This window comes from Nocardioides sp. CCNWLW216, from assembly GCF_037120545.1.
GTDB lineage: Bacteria > Actinomycetota > Actinomycetes > Propionibacteriales > Nocardioidaceae > Nocardioides > Nocardioides lianchengensis.
In genome coordinates, this window is sequence record NZ_JBBBBJ010000001.1 from 556,262 (window position 1) to 571,976 (window position 15,715).

Here is a 15,715-nt window from a genome sequence, read left to right on the forward strand (position 1 = left end):
GCACGCGGCGCCCCTTCCCACGAAGGGGAGGGACGCCGCGTGGTGGTGCGGACGGGTCAGGAGACCCGGAGGGTCGCCGTCTTGGTGGAGGCCTTCACGTTCGCCGTGGCGGCGTAGGTGAGGACCACGCGGTAGCGACCCTTGGCCAGCTTCGGCAGGGTGGCCGTGGCGACGCCCCGGGCGTTCAGCCGGGCCGACACGGTGCGGACGGCCTTGCCCTTCGCGTTGCGCAGGACCAGCTTCACCTTGCCCGTGGCCGAGCCGGCCGGGGTGGTGGTGATGGTGGCCCGGACCTTGCCGGCCCGCGTGCGGGTCGGCTTCTTGGTCACCTGGAGCTTGGCCCGGCTGGTCGCCTTCGCGACCGTGGCGCTGCCGGTCGCCGTGGCGGCCGCGACGTTGCCGTTGCCGGCGTACGACGCGGTCAGCGCGTGCCGTCCGGCCGCCAGCTCACCCAGCGAGAAGGTGGCCCGGCCGGACTGCAGGTCGGTCTTGCCGACCACGCGGCCGGCCCGCGAGAGCGTGACCTCGCCGGTGGCGCCGGTGCCCGCGACGGTCACGATCGCGGTGGACACCTGGCCGTAGGTGCGCGCGGGCACGGAGAGGGTCACGGTGGCCGTGCCCGGGGCGACGACCAGGGTCGTCCTGCCGGTGCCCTCGGTGGTGTTGGCGTCGCCCGTGTAGGTGGCGGTCAGCTCGTGGTCCCCGGCCCCGAGCGCGGTGCCGAGGTCGAAGGTGGCCTTGCCGTCCTCCAGGACCGCGGTGCCGAGCTCGGTCGTGCCCTCGGCGAGGGTGACCGAACCGGTGTTGTCGCCGTCACCGGTGACCTCGACCGTGGCCGTCGCGACCGCGCCGAATGACACCGAGGGCGCCGTGACGGTGACGGTGGGGGTGGCCTGGGCGAAGGTGACGGGGGTGTAGGTCTCGTACGCCGCGACGGTGCCGCCGCTGCCGCCGTAGGTGTAGATGCCGTAGTTGACCAGGGTTGCGGCGGTGGCGACGGCGTCGATGGCCGCCTTGTCGACGGTGAGGGTGGCGGTGAAGCTGCCGTCGGGCTTGAGTTCGACGGCGCCGCCGTCGGGGCCGCCGATGGTGGCCATGTCCTCGGCGAGGACGGCCCACTTCTGCGAGCTGTTGACCCGGGTGGCGGTGGCGGCTCCGGCCGACGGCTTCCAGTTCTCGGCGAACTTGCCGAACACGACGTAGGAGCCGGAGGGCTTGCCGGCCAGGGGCGGGCGGGTGCCGGTGGCGGCCGCCGGGTTGAACCCGGTGCCGGTCACGGTCACCGTCTGCGCGCCGTTCGGCACGAACGTCGAGCGGGACACCTCGACCGCCGGGTTGGCCACGACGAACGTGCCGGCGCCGGTCCGGGTCGAGAAGTTGCTGTCCCCGGCGTACGACGCGGACAGCGGGTAGGTGCCGACCGGGCGGCTGGCGCCGAGGTCGAAGGTCGCCTTGCCGGTGCCGTCGAGCGGCTGGGTGCCGACGACGGTGTCGCCCTGCGAGAGGGTGACGTTGCCGGTGGCCGCCACGCCGGTCGTGCTCGACACGGTGACCGTGGCCGACGCGGCGACCCCCGGACGCGCCGGCGGCGCCGTGACGGTGACGGTGGGGGTGGCCTGGGCGAAGGTGACGGGGGTGTAGGTCTCGTACGCCGCGACGGTGCCGCCGCTGCCGCCGTAGGTGTAGATGCCGTAGTTGACCAGGGTTGCGGCGGTGGCGACGGCGTCGATGGCCGCCTTGTCGACGGTGAGGGTGGCGGTGAAGCTGCCGTCGGGCTTGAGTTCGACGGCGCCGCCGTCGGGGCCGCCGATGGTGGCCATGTCCTCGGCGAGGACGGCCCACTTCTGCGAGCTGTTGACCCGGGTGGCGGTGGCGGCTCCGGCCGACGGCTTCCAGTTCTCGGCGAACTTGCCGAACACGACGTAGGAGCCGGAGGGCTTGCCGGCCAGGGGCGGGCGGGTGCCGGTGGCGGCGGCCGGGTTGAACCCGGTGCCGGTCACGGTCACCGTCTGCGCGCCGTTCGGCACGAACGTCGAGCGGGAGAGGGTCACCGACGGCGCGGCGACGATCAGGGAGCCGGTGCCGGTGGCGGTCAGGAAGTTGGCGTCCCCGGCGTACGACGCGGACAGCGGGTAGGTGCCGACCGGGCGGCTGGCGCCGAGGTCGAAGGTCGCCTTGCCGGTGCCGTCGAGCGGCTGGGTGCCGACGACGGTGTCGCCCTGCGAGAGGGTGACGTTGCCGGTGGCCGCCACGCCGGTCGTGCTCGACACGGTGACCGTGGCCGCGGCCGGGAGGCCCTGGGCGACCGACGGCGCCGAGACGGCGACGGCCGGGGTGGCCTGGGCGAAGGTGACCGGGGTGTAGGTCTCGAAGGCCGGGGCGCTCGCGCCGCTGCCGCCGTAGGTGTAGATGCCGTAGTTGACCAGCTGGCTGGCCGTGGCGGTGGCGTCGAGCGCCGGCTTGTTCACCGTCAGGGTGGTCGTGAACGTGCCGTCGGGCTTGAGCTCGACCGCGCCGCTGTTGGCGCCACCGATGGTCGCCATGTCAGCCGCGGCGACCGCCCACTTCTGCGAGCCGACGGCCCGGTTGGCCGACGGGGCGGCCGCGGTCCCGAGGGACGGCTTCCAGACCTCGGCGAACTTGCCGAAGACGACGTACGTGCCGGCCGGGCGGCCGGACAGCGGCGGCCGGGTGCCCGTGGACAGCGACGGCGTGAAGCCGCTACCGGTCACGGTCACCTCCTGGGCGCCGCTCGGAAGCAGCGTGGTCCTGCTGACCTGCACCGAGGCCTTGTGCTCGCTGAAGCCCACGCTCAACGGGTTCGCGACCTTGCGCGGGTCGGCGCTGCCACCGGTGGAGTACCAGTACGGGCCCTGGCCGAGGACCTGCTGGAAGTCCACGAAGGCCTGCGGGAAGGAGCCCCAGTTCGCGCCCGAGGTGACCTGGGGACTGCTGCTCGCGGGTGCGGTGTAGGGGACCTCGCGGTACGCCGGGGTCGCGGTCAGACCGGTCGAGGTCACGTCCACGCCGCTGAGCGTGGCGAGGGCGACCGTCGCCTCGGGGACCGCCTCCCACTTCGTGGGGTCGTCCATCGACGTCGCGTAGCCGCCGAGCGTCGCGGTGACGGTGCCCGCGCCGCCGGTGAGGGTGAGCTTCGGGTCGGACAGGGTGAAGTAGGTCATGCCCGAGTAGAAGAGGACGGTCGCGTCGCCGTCCCAGGTGATCGTGGCGTTGTCGGTGGCCGGGTCGAGGGTGCCGACGCCGTTCCTCACGACCAGGCGGGTCTCCGCGAGGATCGTCTGCGACGCGCCCGACGTGGTCTGGCCGGCGCTGTTGGTGCGGGTGCCCTGGAAGGTCGTGGGGCCGTAGCTCCCGTCGGCCGCCTTGTCCTCGATGGTGACGTTGCCGTCGGTGTTCTTCCACCCGGCGGCGGCGCCGTTGTTCCAGGTCGCGCCGTTGTCGGCGGACTTCAGGGTCGCGCCTCCGGCGCCGGGGTTGCCGATCCTGCCGGCCGACATCAGGTTCCAGGTGCCGGGGGCGAAGGCGCCCGCGTTGACCTCGTTGTTGATGTCCCAGGTGAAGGTGGCGTTGGTGACCTGGGCCGGCGCGGCCGAGGCGGCGGGTGCTCCCGCGACGCCCAGGGCGACCAGGCCGGAGGCGGCGACGGCGGTCGAGAGGAGACCCGCCAGTCCGCGCCTCGCTCGGCTACGCACAGGGGTGCCCCCTGCGGCATTGGTGGTCATGACTTTCCTTTCACACGACTGCTGAGGGTGCTGACGGTGGAGATGGCGGCTGCTCCGAGCAGCAGCAGCGAGCCGGTCCACCACTCCCATGGGTGGCCGGAGCTGGTCGCCCGGGCGGCCGCAGGGGCCGTCTGGGCGGTGACCACCGGGATCGCGGGGAGCCGGGGGTCGAAGGTCGGGGGCGCCGCGGCGACGGCCGCGGCGGCGGGTGGCGCGGCGGCGGCCGGCTGCACGGGCAGCGCGGGACCGGCCGGCTGCGCCGGGGTGGTCGGGGTGGGCGTGCTGGTCGGGGGCGTCGGCGCGACCGACTGGGTCGGGTCGTCGTCGGGGTCGTCGGCGCTCCCGGTCGGCGTCGGCTTGACCGGGGGCTTGACGGGGTCGGAGGCGGAGTAGCTGACCGTCAGCGGGAGCGCCACCTTGTGGGCGTCCGCGCTGCCGCCGGAGGAGTACCAGTACGCCGCGGAGCCCAGCCGCTGCATGGCCGCGAGGAAGGACGCCGGGAAGGCTCCCCAGTCGTCGCCGGAACGGACCTGGGACACCCCGTCGCCCGGGGCGTTGTAGGCGACGCCGCGGTAGGTGGGCGTGATCGAGAAGCCGCCCTCGCCGGGGAGCACGAGACCGGCGGTGGGCAGGTCGGCCAGCACGACCTGCTGGCCGGCGACCTTGACCCACTTGGTCATGTCGTCCATGTCGGTGGCGTAGCCGCTGACGGTGCCGAGCAGCTGGGCCTTGTCCTTCGTGATCGACAGGACGGGGTCGGCGACGTAGAAGAACGTCATGCCGGAGTAGTAGAGGACGGTGAACGAGCCCTTCCACCGCACCGTGGCGGTCCCCGCGACGGGGTCGACCTCGCCGGTGCCGCCGTCGATGACGACCTGGTGGTCGGAGAACGTGCTGCCGCTGGTGGTCAGCCGGTTGCCGGCCGCGTCGGTCGACGTGCCGGCGTACGTCGCGGCGGTGTAGCTGCCGTCGGACCGCCGCTTCTCGAGCCGGACCTTCCCCGACTTCGCCGACCAGCCGGCGCGCTTGCCGTTGTTCCAGGTCGCGCCGCCGTCGGCGCTGCGGAGGGTCTTGCCGCCCTCGCCGGGGTTGGCGAGCTCGCCGGCCGAGAGGAGGTTGAAGGTGCCGGGCGCGAAGGCGGCGTTGTTGCTCTCGTTGTTGATGCCCCAGCGCAGCTGGGCGTCGTCGACGGTGACGGGGCCCTCAGGAGTCGTGCTCGGGGAGGCGGTGACCGTGGTCGTCACCGTGGCGGTCGCGGTGGGCCCGTCGGTCGGCGTCGGCTCGCCGGTGGTCGGATTCCCGGTGGGCGACCCGGTCGAGGTCGGGTCGGCGGCGCGGGCGGGTGCCCCCACGCCTGCGGAGCCGAGCAGCACGGCCGAGGGAAGGGCCAGGGCGGCCAGCAGCGCCCCGGCCAGCGCGGGGCGCAGCCGGCGGGTCACGGGGTCGCTCCCGCGACCGGGCTGGTGGCTCGTGGGCCGGGTCGGCGGCGGCGCAGCCGGACCAGGGCCACGGCGAGCGCGACCAGGAAGACGAGGACGGCGAGGCCGAGGAACACCCGGGCGGCGACCTCGGAGTCGTCGTCCTCGGTGGCGGCCGCGACGGGCTCGGCCGCGCCGGCCTGCACGGGGAACATCTCGCTCGGCTGGGCACCGGACGCGGCGCCGACCAGCCGGAGCTCGTGGGTGCCGGTGCCGAGGTCGAGCGGCAGCTGCATCAGGCCTGCGACCTCGCCGGACGCCCCGGCGACCACCGGCCCGAGAGCCACCACGCCGTCGTCGAGGATCGCCAGCACCTGCTCACCGGGCGTGAAGCCCTGACCGGTGAAGGCCAGCGCGTGACCGGCCACGGCGGTCGCCCGGTCGGCGGTCACCGCGGGCGCCCCGGCGGCCCGCCGGGTCGGGGCGGCCGTCGGCTCGGCGGCCGTGGTCGGGGCCGCCGTGGTCGGGCTGCCGGCGGTGGGCTGGGCGGTGGGCTGGGCCGTGGGGGAGGCGGACTCGGTGGGCGCGGCGCCGCCGTACACGTCGCCGAATCGGACGGGGGTGAAGGTCTCGTTGGCGGGGTTCTTCACGCCGTGGGCGCCGATGGTGATCACGCCGCAGGTGACCTCGCGGCAGTCGACCTCGGAGGCGTTGCCGTCGCGGTCGACGCTGGTGAACACGGGTCCCGGCACGGTGAGCTCGAGGCTGAACCCGCCGCGGGCGCTGAGGACGGCGTTCGCCTCGGACGCGGTGGAGCTGCCGGGGAAGGCGACGAACTTCAGGTAGCCCTGGTTCTCGGCGGCGTTCTCGGCGTCGGGGATGTAGCGGTAGTCCTCGCCGGTGAGCCCGCCCTTCGACGGCTTCCACGACCCGCTCCGCGGATCCTCGACCCAGCCGAACATCAGGTAGACGCCACCGAAGCCGCCCTTGACCACCTGGAACCCGGAGCCGGTGATCGTCAGCTTGGTCTGGTACGTCGAGTCCGCGCTCGCGCCACCGCGGTCGTTCTTCACGGTGATCCGGGACGCGGCCTCGGCGGGTGCAGGGGCGAGAGCCAGGGTCAGGGCGCCGGCCGTCAGGGCGGCGGCGAGCAGCGTAGCGAGCAGGCTGCGGGGTCGGCGGGTCATGCGTCCTCCTCGCGGATGTGGTCGCGGGTGTTCTCGCGGGTCGCCCGGCGGTCGGCCAGCACCAGCAGGTCGCCGGTGACGGGGTGCGCGACGACCTCGATGGGGTAGTCGTAGACGCTGCTCAGCAGCGGGCCGGTGAGCACGTCGGCAGGTGCGCCCTCGCCGGCGACCCGGCCGCGCTCGAGCAGCACCAGCCGGTCGGACCAGGCCGCCGCCAGGCTCAGGTCGTGGAGTACGACGACCACCGCGGCGCCGGCGTCCGCCTCGCGCCGGGCCCGCTGCAGCACGGTCTCCTGGTGGCCGATGTCGAGGGCCGCGGTCGGCTCGTCGAGCATCAGCACGCCGGTGCGCTGGGCCAGGATCCGGGCGAACGACGTCCGGCCCTTCTCGCCGCCCGAGAGGATCCCGAAGGACCGGTCGGCCAGCGCGGTGGTGTCGGTGGCGGCCATCGACTCGGCCACGATCGCGTCGTCCTGGTCCTCCTCCGGGCGGCCCCGCCACGGCGAGCGCCCCATCCGGACCACCTCCGCGACCGGGAACGGGAAGGAGATCCGGTGCTCCTGGGTGAGGACGGCGCGCTCGCGGGCCAGGTCGCGCAGCCGCCAGTCGGCCAGCGGCCGGCCGAGCACCTCGACCTTGCCGGCGGTCGGGTCCAGGTCGCCCGCGAGGACCGCCAGGAGGGTGGACTTGCCGGCGCCGTTGGGCCCGGCCAGCGCCACCACCTCGCCGTGGCGGACGTCGATGTCGACGCCGTCGAGGACCGGGTTCGAGCCGTAGCGGACCGTGATGCCGCGGCCGACGAGGGCGGGGGAGGTCATGCCCAGCCCCCCGCCGTACGACGGGTCCGGCGCAGCAGCCAGAAGAAGAACGGCCCGCCGACCAGCGAGGTCAGCATGCCGATCGGCAGGTCGGCGTACTCGACGAGGGTGCGGGCGCCGAGGTCGGCGACGACCAGGACCAGCGCACCGGCCAGCATCGAGGCGGGCAGCAGGACGCGGTGGCCGGGGCCGGTCACCATCCGGATCAGGTGGGGGACCACCAGCCCGACGAAGGCGACGATGCCGCAGAAGCTGACGGCGGCGGCGGTGAGCAGCGCGACGACGACGATGAGCATGACCCGGAACCGCTCGACGTTGACTCCGAGGTGGCGGGCCGGGCGCTCGCCCAGGGCGAGCAGGTCGAGGTTGCGGGCGCAGAGCAGCGAGATCACGATGCCGACCGCGGCGAGCGGGGCGACGACGCCGACGTACTGCCAGCGGCTGCCGTTGAGGCTGCCGAGCTGCCAGAAGACGATCTGCTCGCGGGCCTGGGTGTCGCCGAGGAACATCAGCAGCGCGAGCAGCGCTCCGGCGACGGCGTTCACCGCGATGCCGGTGAGGACCAGGGTCACGACCTCGGTGCGGCCGTCGGCGCGGGCGAGGACGTAGACGGTCAGGGTGGTGACCAGACCGCCGACGAACGCGCAGACCGCGAGGGTCCAGTCGCCGGCGAAGGTCAGGCTGAAGACGATGGCGCACGCGGCGGCGACCGCGGCGCCGGAGGAGACCCCGACGACGCTCGGCTCGGCCAACGGGTTGCCGAAGATGCCCTGCATGAGGGCGCCTGCCACGGCCAGCGCGGCACCGACCACGATCGCCATGGCGACCCGCGGGAACCGGACCGACCAGAGCGTCGCGTCGCCGCGCGGGTGGGTGGGCATCGGGCCCCAGTCGAGCCCGAAGTGGTGGAAGAACGAGCCGGCCACCTGGGCCAGCGGGATCTGCAGCTGGCCGGAGCCGGCCGCGGCCAGCGACGCCACGACGAGCGCGACGCCCAGGGAGACGAACAGGACGGTGGCCCGTCCGACCCGGGCCCGCGGCGGGCGGGGGACCGCGGTTGCGGTTCCCGCCTCCGGGGGCGCGGAGACCGTCACAGGGCGTCCGGCGCGTAGAACGCCACGGCCAGGGCGTTGAGGACGTCGGAGGTGCGCGGGCCGAAGCTCAGGATCTGGTCGTCGTTCATCGCGATGACCCGCTCGTTCTCGCCGGCGGGGGTCTCGGCCAGGGCCGGGAAGCGCTCCAGCAGCCCGTCGACGCCGCCGACGGAGTCCAGGCCCTTGCTCATCATCAGGATCGCGTCGGGCTGGGCGGAGATCAGGCCCTCGTCGTTGACCGGGCGCATGCCCTTCCAGCCGATCTCCTTCGACACGTCGTACGCCCCGACGGCCTCGATGAGGGAGTCGGCGCCGGAGTCCTCGCCGAACATGTAGTAGACGCCGGCCTGGCCGCGGACGTAGAGGAAGATCGTGCGGAGCTTGCCGGTGACGTCCTGGGGCGCGACCTTCGCGATCTCCGCCGAGGTGGCGGCGGCGTCGGCCGCGATCCGGGCGCCGAGCTCCTTGCCCTGGGCCGGGACGCCGAGGGCGTCGGCCACCTCCTGGGTCAGCGACTCGAGGTCGTCGAGGCTGCGGTGGGCGTCGGTGACGACGACGGGTACGCCGGCGTCGCGCAGCTGCAGGATGACGTCCCACGGACCGAGCGAGGTGTCGGTCAGCACCACCGTCGGGTCGAGCGCCAGGATCGCCTCGGCGTTGAGCTCGTGGCCGTTCTGGGTGACCAGCGGGCGGTCGGCGATCTCGGGGAAGGACGACGAGACGTCGCGGCCGACCACGTTGTCGCCGAGGCCCAGCTCGTAGACGGTGTGCGCCAGGGTGCCGTAGATGTCGAGGGCCAGGATCCGGCTGACGTCGGTGACCTCGACCTTCGTGCCCTGGGCGTCGGTGACCTTCGTGGGAAGCGCGGGCTCCGGAGCGTCGTCGACCGGGTCGATCGCGGGGGCGCCGAGGTCGATGTCGACGACGCCCTTCCACGACCGCGGGTCGTCGACCGGGTCGACGTCGGCGAGCTGCGGGACGGCGGTGGTGGCGTCGTCCGCCTGGTCGCCGTCGCCGTCCGCGGACAGCACCGGACCGCAGCCCGACAGGACGAGGCAAGCAAGGACGAGACCGACGACCGGACGACCGGTCGCGCGACGGGGGCGACGCATCTGCACGAGCTCCTGACCTGGCGACGCCCATCGTCGCCCGGAGCAGCATACGCCCTCTTAATTAGGCATGCCTTACCTACCCCAGGTTTGCCTTACCTGGCCTGGACCAGGGTCAGGTCGGGGCGGTGACCATCGCGGTGACCATCGAGATCAGGTTGCGGATGAAGTCCTCGGTCGACAGCTGGGTCCGCCCGGGGCCCTCGCGGTCGCCGGCCCGGGCCCGGTCGGCGATCGAGCGCAGCAGGAAGGTGGTCGCCAGCGCCATCCGCTCGTCGCGGATCTGCGCCGGCATCTCCGGCAGCCGCTGGTGGAGCAGCTCGTAGACCTCGTAGCCGCCGGACCGGCCGAGCGCCTCCTGGACGGCGGTCTCGGCGCCGCCGGCCTCCTCGTCGACCAGCTGCGCGACGATCTGGAGGAAGCAGCGCCCCCGCCACCCGGTCTCGGCGAGCTCGACCGACGGTCGTACGACGGCCTCGAAGACGCTGGCCAGGTCGTCGTCGGGCGTGCCCTGCGCGACGGCGAGGAGCTCGCGCTCGCGGGGGCCGAGGAACTCGGCCTCGCGCTCGAGCACGGCGACGAGCATCCCCTCGCGGGAGCCGAAGTGGTAGTGCACCGCACCGCGGTTGCGCTGACCGGCCTGCCTCGTGATCTCGAGGAGCGAGGCGTTGTGGACGCCGTGCTCGGCGAACGCGCGTGTCGCCGCGTCGATGAGGAGCTGCCGAGTGTCGCTGGCCGTCATCTGGTTCCCCTTTGTCAGATCCCCGGGACGACCCGGCTCAGCAGGTCGCCCATGCGCGATGCCGCCGCCCGTCCCGCCGCGAGGACCTCGGTGTGGTCCAGGGGCGCATCGCTGATGCCGGCGGCCAGGTTGGTGACCAGGCTGATGCCCAGCACCTCCATGCCCGCCTCGCGTGCAGCGATCGCCTCCAGGGTCGTGCTCATCCCGACCAGGTGTCCACCGATGATCCCGGCCATCCGAACCTCGGCCGGGGTCTCGTAGTGCGGCCCGGGGAACTGCACGTAGACGCCCTCGTCGAGGGAGGGGTCGACCTCGCGGCACAGGGCGCGCAGGCGGGGGGAGTAGAGGTCGGTGAGATCGACGAAGCGGGCCCCCACGATGGGCGAGCGGCCGGTCAGGTTGATGTGGTCGCTGATCAGCACCGGGGTGCCGGGCGTCCAGCTCTCCTTCAGCCCGCCGCAGCCGTTGGTCAGCACGATGCTGCGGCAGCCGGCCGCAGCCGCCGTACGCACGCCGTGGACGACCGCCTCGACGCCCTTGCCCTCGTAGTAGTGGGTGCGGCTCAGGAAGACCAGCAGCTGCTTGTCGCCCGCCGTGATCGACCGGATCTTGCCCGAGTGGCCCGCCACGGCGGCCGCCGAGAACCCGGGCAGGTCGGTCGTGTCGATCTCGGCCGTCGCCGTCCCGAGGGCGTCGACCGCCGGCAGCCAGCCCGACCCCAGGACCAGGGCCACGTCGTGGTTGGGCACCCCCGTCAGCTCCGCCAGGGTCGCGGCGGCCTGCTCGGCCAGGGCATAGGGATCAGGCGTGTCCGTCACGCGCCGGACTCTAGTCCTGTCGGGCCCTGGAAGCGCGTCAAGGCGGTCAGGACGCGGCGTGGCGTGGGGGGGTGTCCTACTTACCCGGATCTCCGGGTAAGTAGGACCTTCCCGGCCGATGCATCCCCCGGCAACGTCCGGGAAAGGCCGGGAGGCTCGGGCGCGATCGCCGCGGCGAGCGCGAACAGCGGGCCACGAGTCGCGCACAGGACGGCCTGCGGAACCACCTCTCCACAGGCCGTACGACGGGCCGCGTCGCCCCCCGTCGCCGCGGGCAGAGCGGTCGCATGATGATCCCCAAGCGTGACCCCGACGACCCGCGGAACGGTCCGGTGATCCTCCGCCAGCAGCTGCTCAAGGCCGGATGGAACGACCGGGCCATCCGCCGCCGGATCCACAGCGGCCAGTGGACCCGGATTCGCAACGGCGCCTTCATCCCCACCGAGCAGTGGAAGCAGCTCGACGACGCCGGCCGGCACGGACTGCGGGCGCGCGCGGTCCAGCAGCAGGCCAAGACCGAGGTGGTCCTTTCGCACGTCTCCGGCTTGCCGGAGTACGACGCACCCACCTGGGGTCTTGACTTGTCCGAGGTGCACGTGACGCGGCCGGACGGCAAGGCCGGTCGGCACGAGGCCGGCGTGCAGCAGCACTGCGGGACGGTCGAGAAGGAGGACGTCGTCACCCGCAACGGTGTCCAGGTCATGACGGCGACCCGCCTCGTGCTCGAGGTGACGACGTTCGGGGACGCGGAGGCGAGTCTGGTGGTGGCCAACCACCTGCTCCATGTCGAGGCGACGACCCCCCAGATGCTGAGAGCGCGCTACGAGTCGATGACCCAGTGGCCGAACACCCTCATCACCGACCTGGTCCTGCGCCTTGCCGACCCGCGGATCGAGACGCCCGGGGAGAGCCGGACCTTCTATCTGATCTTCCGGCAGGGTCTCCCTCGTCCCCAGCCCCAGTACGTCGTCACCGACGCCGCGGGCGATTTCGTGGCTCGCGTCGACTTCGCGTGGCCCGAGCTCGGCGTCTGGCTGGAGTTCGACGGCCAGGTGAAGTACGAGAAGCTGCTGAAGCCGGGCCAGCGGGCCAGCGACGTCGTCCTGCAGGAGAAGGAGCGCGAGAAGGCCATCCGCCGCGCCACGGGCTGGCGTTGCATCCGCATCACCTGGGCCGACCTGGCCCACCCCGAGCTCACCGCGGCTCGCATCCGGGCCGAGCTGTTCCCGGACGAGGTCGCCGCCTGAGCGGAGGGCTTCCTGGCCTTTCCCTGACGTTCCTGGGGGAAGGTTCGGCCGGGAACGTCCTACTTACCCTGATCACCGGGTAACTAGGACGACCGCCCCCTACAGCCCCGTCGACCGACAAGGCCGCCGACGAAGCGCGGCGACATAGTCGTCCGGCGCATCCGCGGCTTCGGCGGCGTCGGCCAGCACGCCGAGGTGGAGGGCGGAGGGCAGGCCGCCCTCGTAGGCGTCGAGCACGTAGGTCCAGGCGACGACCTCGCCGGTCATCGTGGCGACCCGGACCTTGGTCTTGCGGTAGAGGCCGGAGTCGGCGGACTCCCAGCCGTCGAGGAGCGTCTCGTCCTCGCGGGTGACGTCGTACACGCCGACGAAGACCTGCTCGAAGGGGTCCTGGACGATCGTGGGGAGAGCGCCGTCCCAGCCGTGCTCCTCGCCGCCGAAGGTCAGCCGCCAGCCCTCCAGCCAGCCCGTCGTCTGCAGCGGGGAGTGCGGGCAGCGCTCGCCCATCCGAGCGGGGTCCAGGTTGGTCCCGTAGGCGGCGTAGAGCGTCACGGGGGAGAGGCTACTGGCGCTGTCACGTCCAGGAGCCTCCCGACTGGGGGTGACCTGCGCGACAGCACTACTCTGGAGGCCGTGACCACCCACTTCGATGTCCTCGTCCTCGGTGCCGGTCCCGGCGGCTACGTCGCCGCGATCCGCGCCTCCCAGCTCGGCAAGACCGTCGCGGTTGTCGAGGACAAGTACTGGGGAGGTGTCTGCCTCAACGTCGGCTGCATCCCCTCCAAGGCGCTCCTGAAGAACGCCGAGCTCGCGCACACGCTCACCCACGAGAAGGCCAAGTTCGGCATCGAGGGCGACGCGACGATGTCCTTCGGCCCGACCCACGCGCGCTCCCGCCAGGTGAGCGCCGGGATCGTCAAGGGTGTCCACTTCCTGATGAAGAAGAACAAGGTCACCGAGATCGACGGGTGGGGCACGCTCACCGGTCCGAAGGGGATCGACGTCAAGGACAAGGACGGCGGCACGACGTCGTACACCTTCGACGACCTGATCATCGCCACCGGCGCCCAGGTCCGGATGCTGCCGGGCATGAAGAAGAGCGCCAACGTGGTGACCTACGAGGAGCAGATCCTCGACGAGAACCTCCCCGGCTCGCTCATCATCGGCGGCTCGGGCGCGATCGGCGTCGAGTTCGCCTACGTCATGGCGAACTTCGGGGTCGACGTGACCATCGTCGAGTTCCTCGACCGGATGGTGCCGACCGAGGACGCGGCCGTGTCCAAGGAGCTGCTGAAGCACTACAAGAAGCTCGGCGTGAAGGTCCTCCTCTCGACCAAGGTCGAGAACGTCGAGGACACCGGCTCGGGCGTCCGGGTCACCGTCAGCAAGGACGGCAAGGAGGAGGTCCTCGAGGCCGACAAGATGCTCGCCGCCTTCGGCTTCGCCCCGCGCGTGGAGGGCTACGGCCTCGACGCGGCCGGCGTCCAGCTGACCGAGCGCGGCGCGATCGCCATCGACGACTTCGGCCGCACCAACGTCGACGGCGTCTACGCCATCGGCGACGTCACCGGCAAGCTGATGCTGGCCCACGTCGCCGAGGCGATGGGCATCGTCGCCGCCGAGACCCTCGCCGGCGCCGAGACCATGCCGGTCGAGTACGACTTCGTTCCGCGCGCGACGTACTGCCAGCCGCAGATCGCGTCCTTCGGCTACACCGAGGCCCAGGCCGAGGAGAAGGGGTACGACGTCAAGACGGCCACCTTCCCCTTCTCGGCCAACGGCAAGGCGCAGGGCCTGGGCGAGGCCGTCGGCTTCGTCAAGATCGTCGCCGACGCCGAGCACAACGAGATCGTCGGCGCCCACCTGATCGGTCCGGACGTGACCGAGCTGCTGCCGGTCCTGACGCTGGCCCAGAAGTGGGACCTGACGGCCGACGAGGTCGCCCGCAACGTCTTCGCCCACCCGACGCTCGGCGAGTCGGTGAAGGAAGCCATCCACGGCATCGCCGGCCACATGATCAACCTGTAGAGGCCAGCCGGCACCGAGCGCAGCGAGGTGCCGACGTCGGCCGAAGAGGACGCGGCGCATCGAGACCTGGCAACACGAGAGGCAACCTGAAATGAGCACGGACCGCGTCGTCATCGTCGGCGGCGGCCCCGGCGGCTACGAGGCCGCCCACGTGGCCGCCCAGCTCGGGGCCGAGGTGACCATCGTCGACTCCGACGGGGTCGGCGGCTCGGCCGTGCTCACCGACTGCGTGCCCAGCAAGACGCTGATCGCCACCGCCGAGGTGATGAGCGAGCTCGCCGGCTCCGCGGAGCTCGGGGTCAGCTTCCTCGACAACGAGGGCGACGCGGCCCACTCGATCAAGGTCGACCTGGCCCGGGTGAACGCCCGGGTCAAGCAGCTCGCGGCCGACCAGTCCTCCGACATCGCGCGCCGGCTGGAGCGCGACGGCGTACGCCTGGTCAGCGGCCGGGGCCGGCTCGACGGCGCCGGCCGGGTCGTGGCGACGCTCGCCGACGGCGGCGAGGAGACGATCGAGGCGGACGCCGTCCTGGTCGCCACCGGTGCCGCGCCGCGCACCCTGCCGACGGCGCAGCCGGACGGCGAGCGGATCCTCACCTGGGAGCAGGTCTACGACCTGACCGAGGTGCCGACGTCGATGATCGTGGTCGGCTCGGGCGTCACCGGCGCCGAGTTCGCCAGCGCCTACATGAACCTCGGCATCCCCGTCACCCTCGTCTCCAGCCGTGACCGGGTGCTGCCCGGCGAGGACGCCGACGCGGCCGGGGTTCTCGAGGAGGTCCTGAAGCGGCGCGGCATGAACGTGCTGTCGAAGTCGCGGATGGAGTCGGTCACCCGCTCCGGCGACACCGTGACGGTGACCCTGACCGACGGTCGCACCGTCGAGGGCTCCCACTGCATCCTCGCGCTCGGGTCGGTGCCGAACACCGCCGACATGGGCCTGGAGGAGGCGGGGGTGATCCTCAAGGACGGCGGCTTCGTCAACGTCGACCGGGTCTCCCGTACGTCGGCGCGCGGCGTCTACTCCGCCGGCGACTGCACGGGCGTCCTGATGCTCGCCTCGGTCGCCGCCATGCAGGGCCGGATCGCCATGTGGCACTTCCTCGGCGACACCGTGCACCCGCTGGACCTGAAGAAGGTCTCCTCCAACGTCTTCACCGCCCCCGAGATCGCCACCGTCGGCTGGTCGCAGCAGGCCGTCGACTCCGGCGAGATGCAGGCCGAGGTGGTCATGCTGCCGCTGTCGGGCAACCCGCGCGCCAAGATGCAGGGCGTCCGCGACGGATTCGTGAAGCTCTTCTGCCGGCCCGGCACCGGCATCGTCGTCGGTGGGGTGGTCGTCGGCCCGCGGGCGAGCGAGCTGATCCACCCGCTCTCGCTGGCCGTCGCCGAGTCGCTCACCGCCGACCAGCTGGCGCAGGCGTTCACGGTCTACCCGTCGATGAGCGGCTCGATCGCCGAGGCCGCCCGCCGTCTGCACCGCTTCTGACCCCCGCCGACCCGTCACTGGA

Annotated in this window: 12 protein-coding genes; 3 read left to right on the top strand and 9 right to left on the bottom strand. The window is 72.7% G+C overall.

Features of this window, described 5'->3' with window-relative positions; translation table 11 throughout:
- Positions 1-56 precede the first annotated feature (56 nt).
- The 8 genes from V7S47_RS02605 to V7S47_RS02640 all read right to left on the bottom strand — a co-directional run bounded on the left by V7S47_RS02605 (position 57) and on the right by V7S47_RS02640 (position 10,929).
- Positions 57-3,713: a beta strand repeat-containing protein gene (locus V7S47_RS02605; protein WP_336560116.1), complete on the bottom strand. Its 3,657-nt coding sequence runs from the start codon at positions 3,711-3,713 to the stop codon at positions 57-59.
- Positions 3,714-3,739: 26 nt separating this feature from the next.
- Entirely contained in the window at positions 3,740-5,182 is a 1,443-nt protein-coding gene (locus V7S47_RS02610) for a hypothetical protein (protein WP_336560117.1), read from the bottom strand.
- Positions 5,179-6,348 carry a hypothetical protein gene (locus V7S47_RS02615; protein WP_336560118.1) on the bottom strand — a complete coding sequence of 390 codons (1,170 nt, stop codon included), beginning with the start codon at positions 6,346-6,348 and terminating at the stop codon, positions 5,179-5,181. Before V7S47_RS02615 ends, V7S47_RS02610 begins: the two co-directional genes overlap by 4 nt.
- On the bottom strand, positions 6,345-7,166 hold the full coding sequence (locus V7S47_RS02620) for a heme ABC transporter ATP-binding protein (RefSeq protein WP_336560119.1): 822 nt from the start codon (positions 7,164-7,166) through the stop codon (positions 6,345-6,347). The genes V7S47_RS02615 and V7S47_RS02620 overlap by 4 nt, the downstream gene beginning before the upstream one ends.
- The gene (locus tag V7S47_RS02625) at positions 7,163-8,260 is read right to left on the bottom strand and encodes a FecCD family ABC transporter permease (RefSeq protein WP_336560120.1); all 1,098 of its coding nucleotides are present in this window, start codon (positions 8,258-8,260) and stop codon (positions 7,163-7,165) included. The genes V7S47_RS02620 and V7S47_RS02625 overlap by 4 nt, the downstream gene beginning before the upstream one ends.
- Complete coding sequence (locus V7S47_RS02630) at positions 8,257-9,372, bottom strand: heme/hemin ABC transporter substrate-binding protein (protein WP_336560121.1); 1,116 nt, start codon at positions 9,370-9,372, stop codon at positions 8,257-8,259. The genes V7S47_RS02625 and V7S47_RS02630 overlap by 4 nt, the downstream gene beginning before the upstream one ends.
- A gap of 112 nt (positions 9,373-9,484) precedes the next feature.
- Positions 9,485-10,111, bottom strand: coding sequence for a TetR family transcriptional regulator (locus V7S47_RS02635; RefSeq protein WP_336560122.1), 627 nt, complete (start codon positions 10,109-10,111; stop codon positions 9,485-9,487).
- Positions 10,112-10,125: 14 nt separating this feature from the next.
- Positions 10,126-10,929: a purine-nucleoside phosphorylase gene (locus V7S47_RS02640; protein ID WP_336560123.1), complete on the bottom strand. Its 804-nt coding sequence runs from the start codon at positions 10,927-10,929 to the stop codon at positions 10,126-10,128.
- A gap of 287 nt (positions 10,930-11,216) precedes the next feature.
- Here V7S47_RS02640 and V7S47_RS02645 point away from each other — a divergent pair, with 287 nt between their 5' ends.
- Positions 11,217-12,176, top strand: coding sequence for a type IV toxin-antitoxin system AbiEi family antitoxin domain-containing protein (locus V7S47_RS02645; protein ID WP_336560124.1), 960 nt, complete (start codon positions 11,217-11,219; stop codon positions 12,174-12,176).
- A gap of 99 nt (positions 12,177-12,275) precedes the next feature.
- Here V7S47_RS02645 and V7S47_RS02650 read toward each other — a convergent pair whose 3' ends face one another.
- Positions 12,276-12,728, bottom strand: coding sequence for a gamma-glutamylcyclotransferase family protein (locus tag V7S47_RS02650; protein ID WP_090850131.1), 453 nt, complete (start codon positions 12,726-12,728; stop codon positions 12,276-12,278).
- Positions 12,729-12,809: 81 nt separating this feature from the next.
- Here V7S47_RS02650 and lpdA point away from each other — a divergent pair, with 81 nt between their 5' ends.
- Both lpdA and V7S47_RS02660 read left to right on the top strand, forming a co-directional pair.
- A complete protein-coding gene (gene lpdA, locus V7S47_RS02655; protein ID WP_336560125.1) occupies positions 12,810-14,204 on the top strand; it encodes a dihydrolipoyl dehydrogenase in 1,395 nt (464 codons plus the stop codon).
- Positions 14,205-14,295: 91 nt separating this feature from the next.
- Entirely contained in the window at positions 14,296-15,693 is a 1,398-nt protein-coding gene (locus tag V7S47_RS02660) for an NAD(P)H-quinone dehydrogenase (protein WP_336560126.1), read from the top strand.
- Positions 15,694-15,715 lie beyond the last annotated feature (22 nt).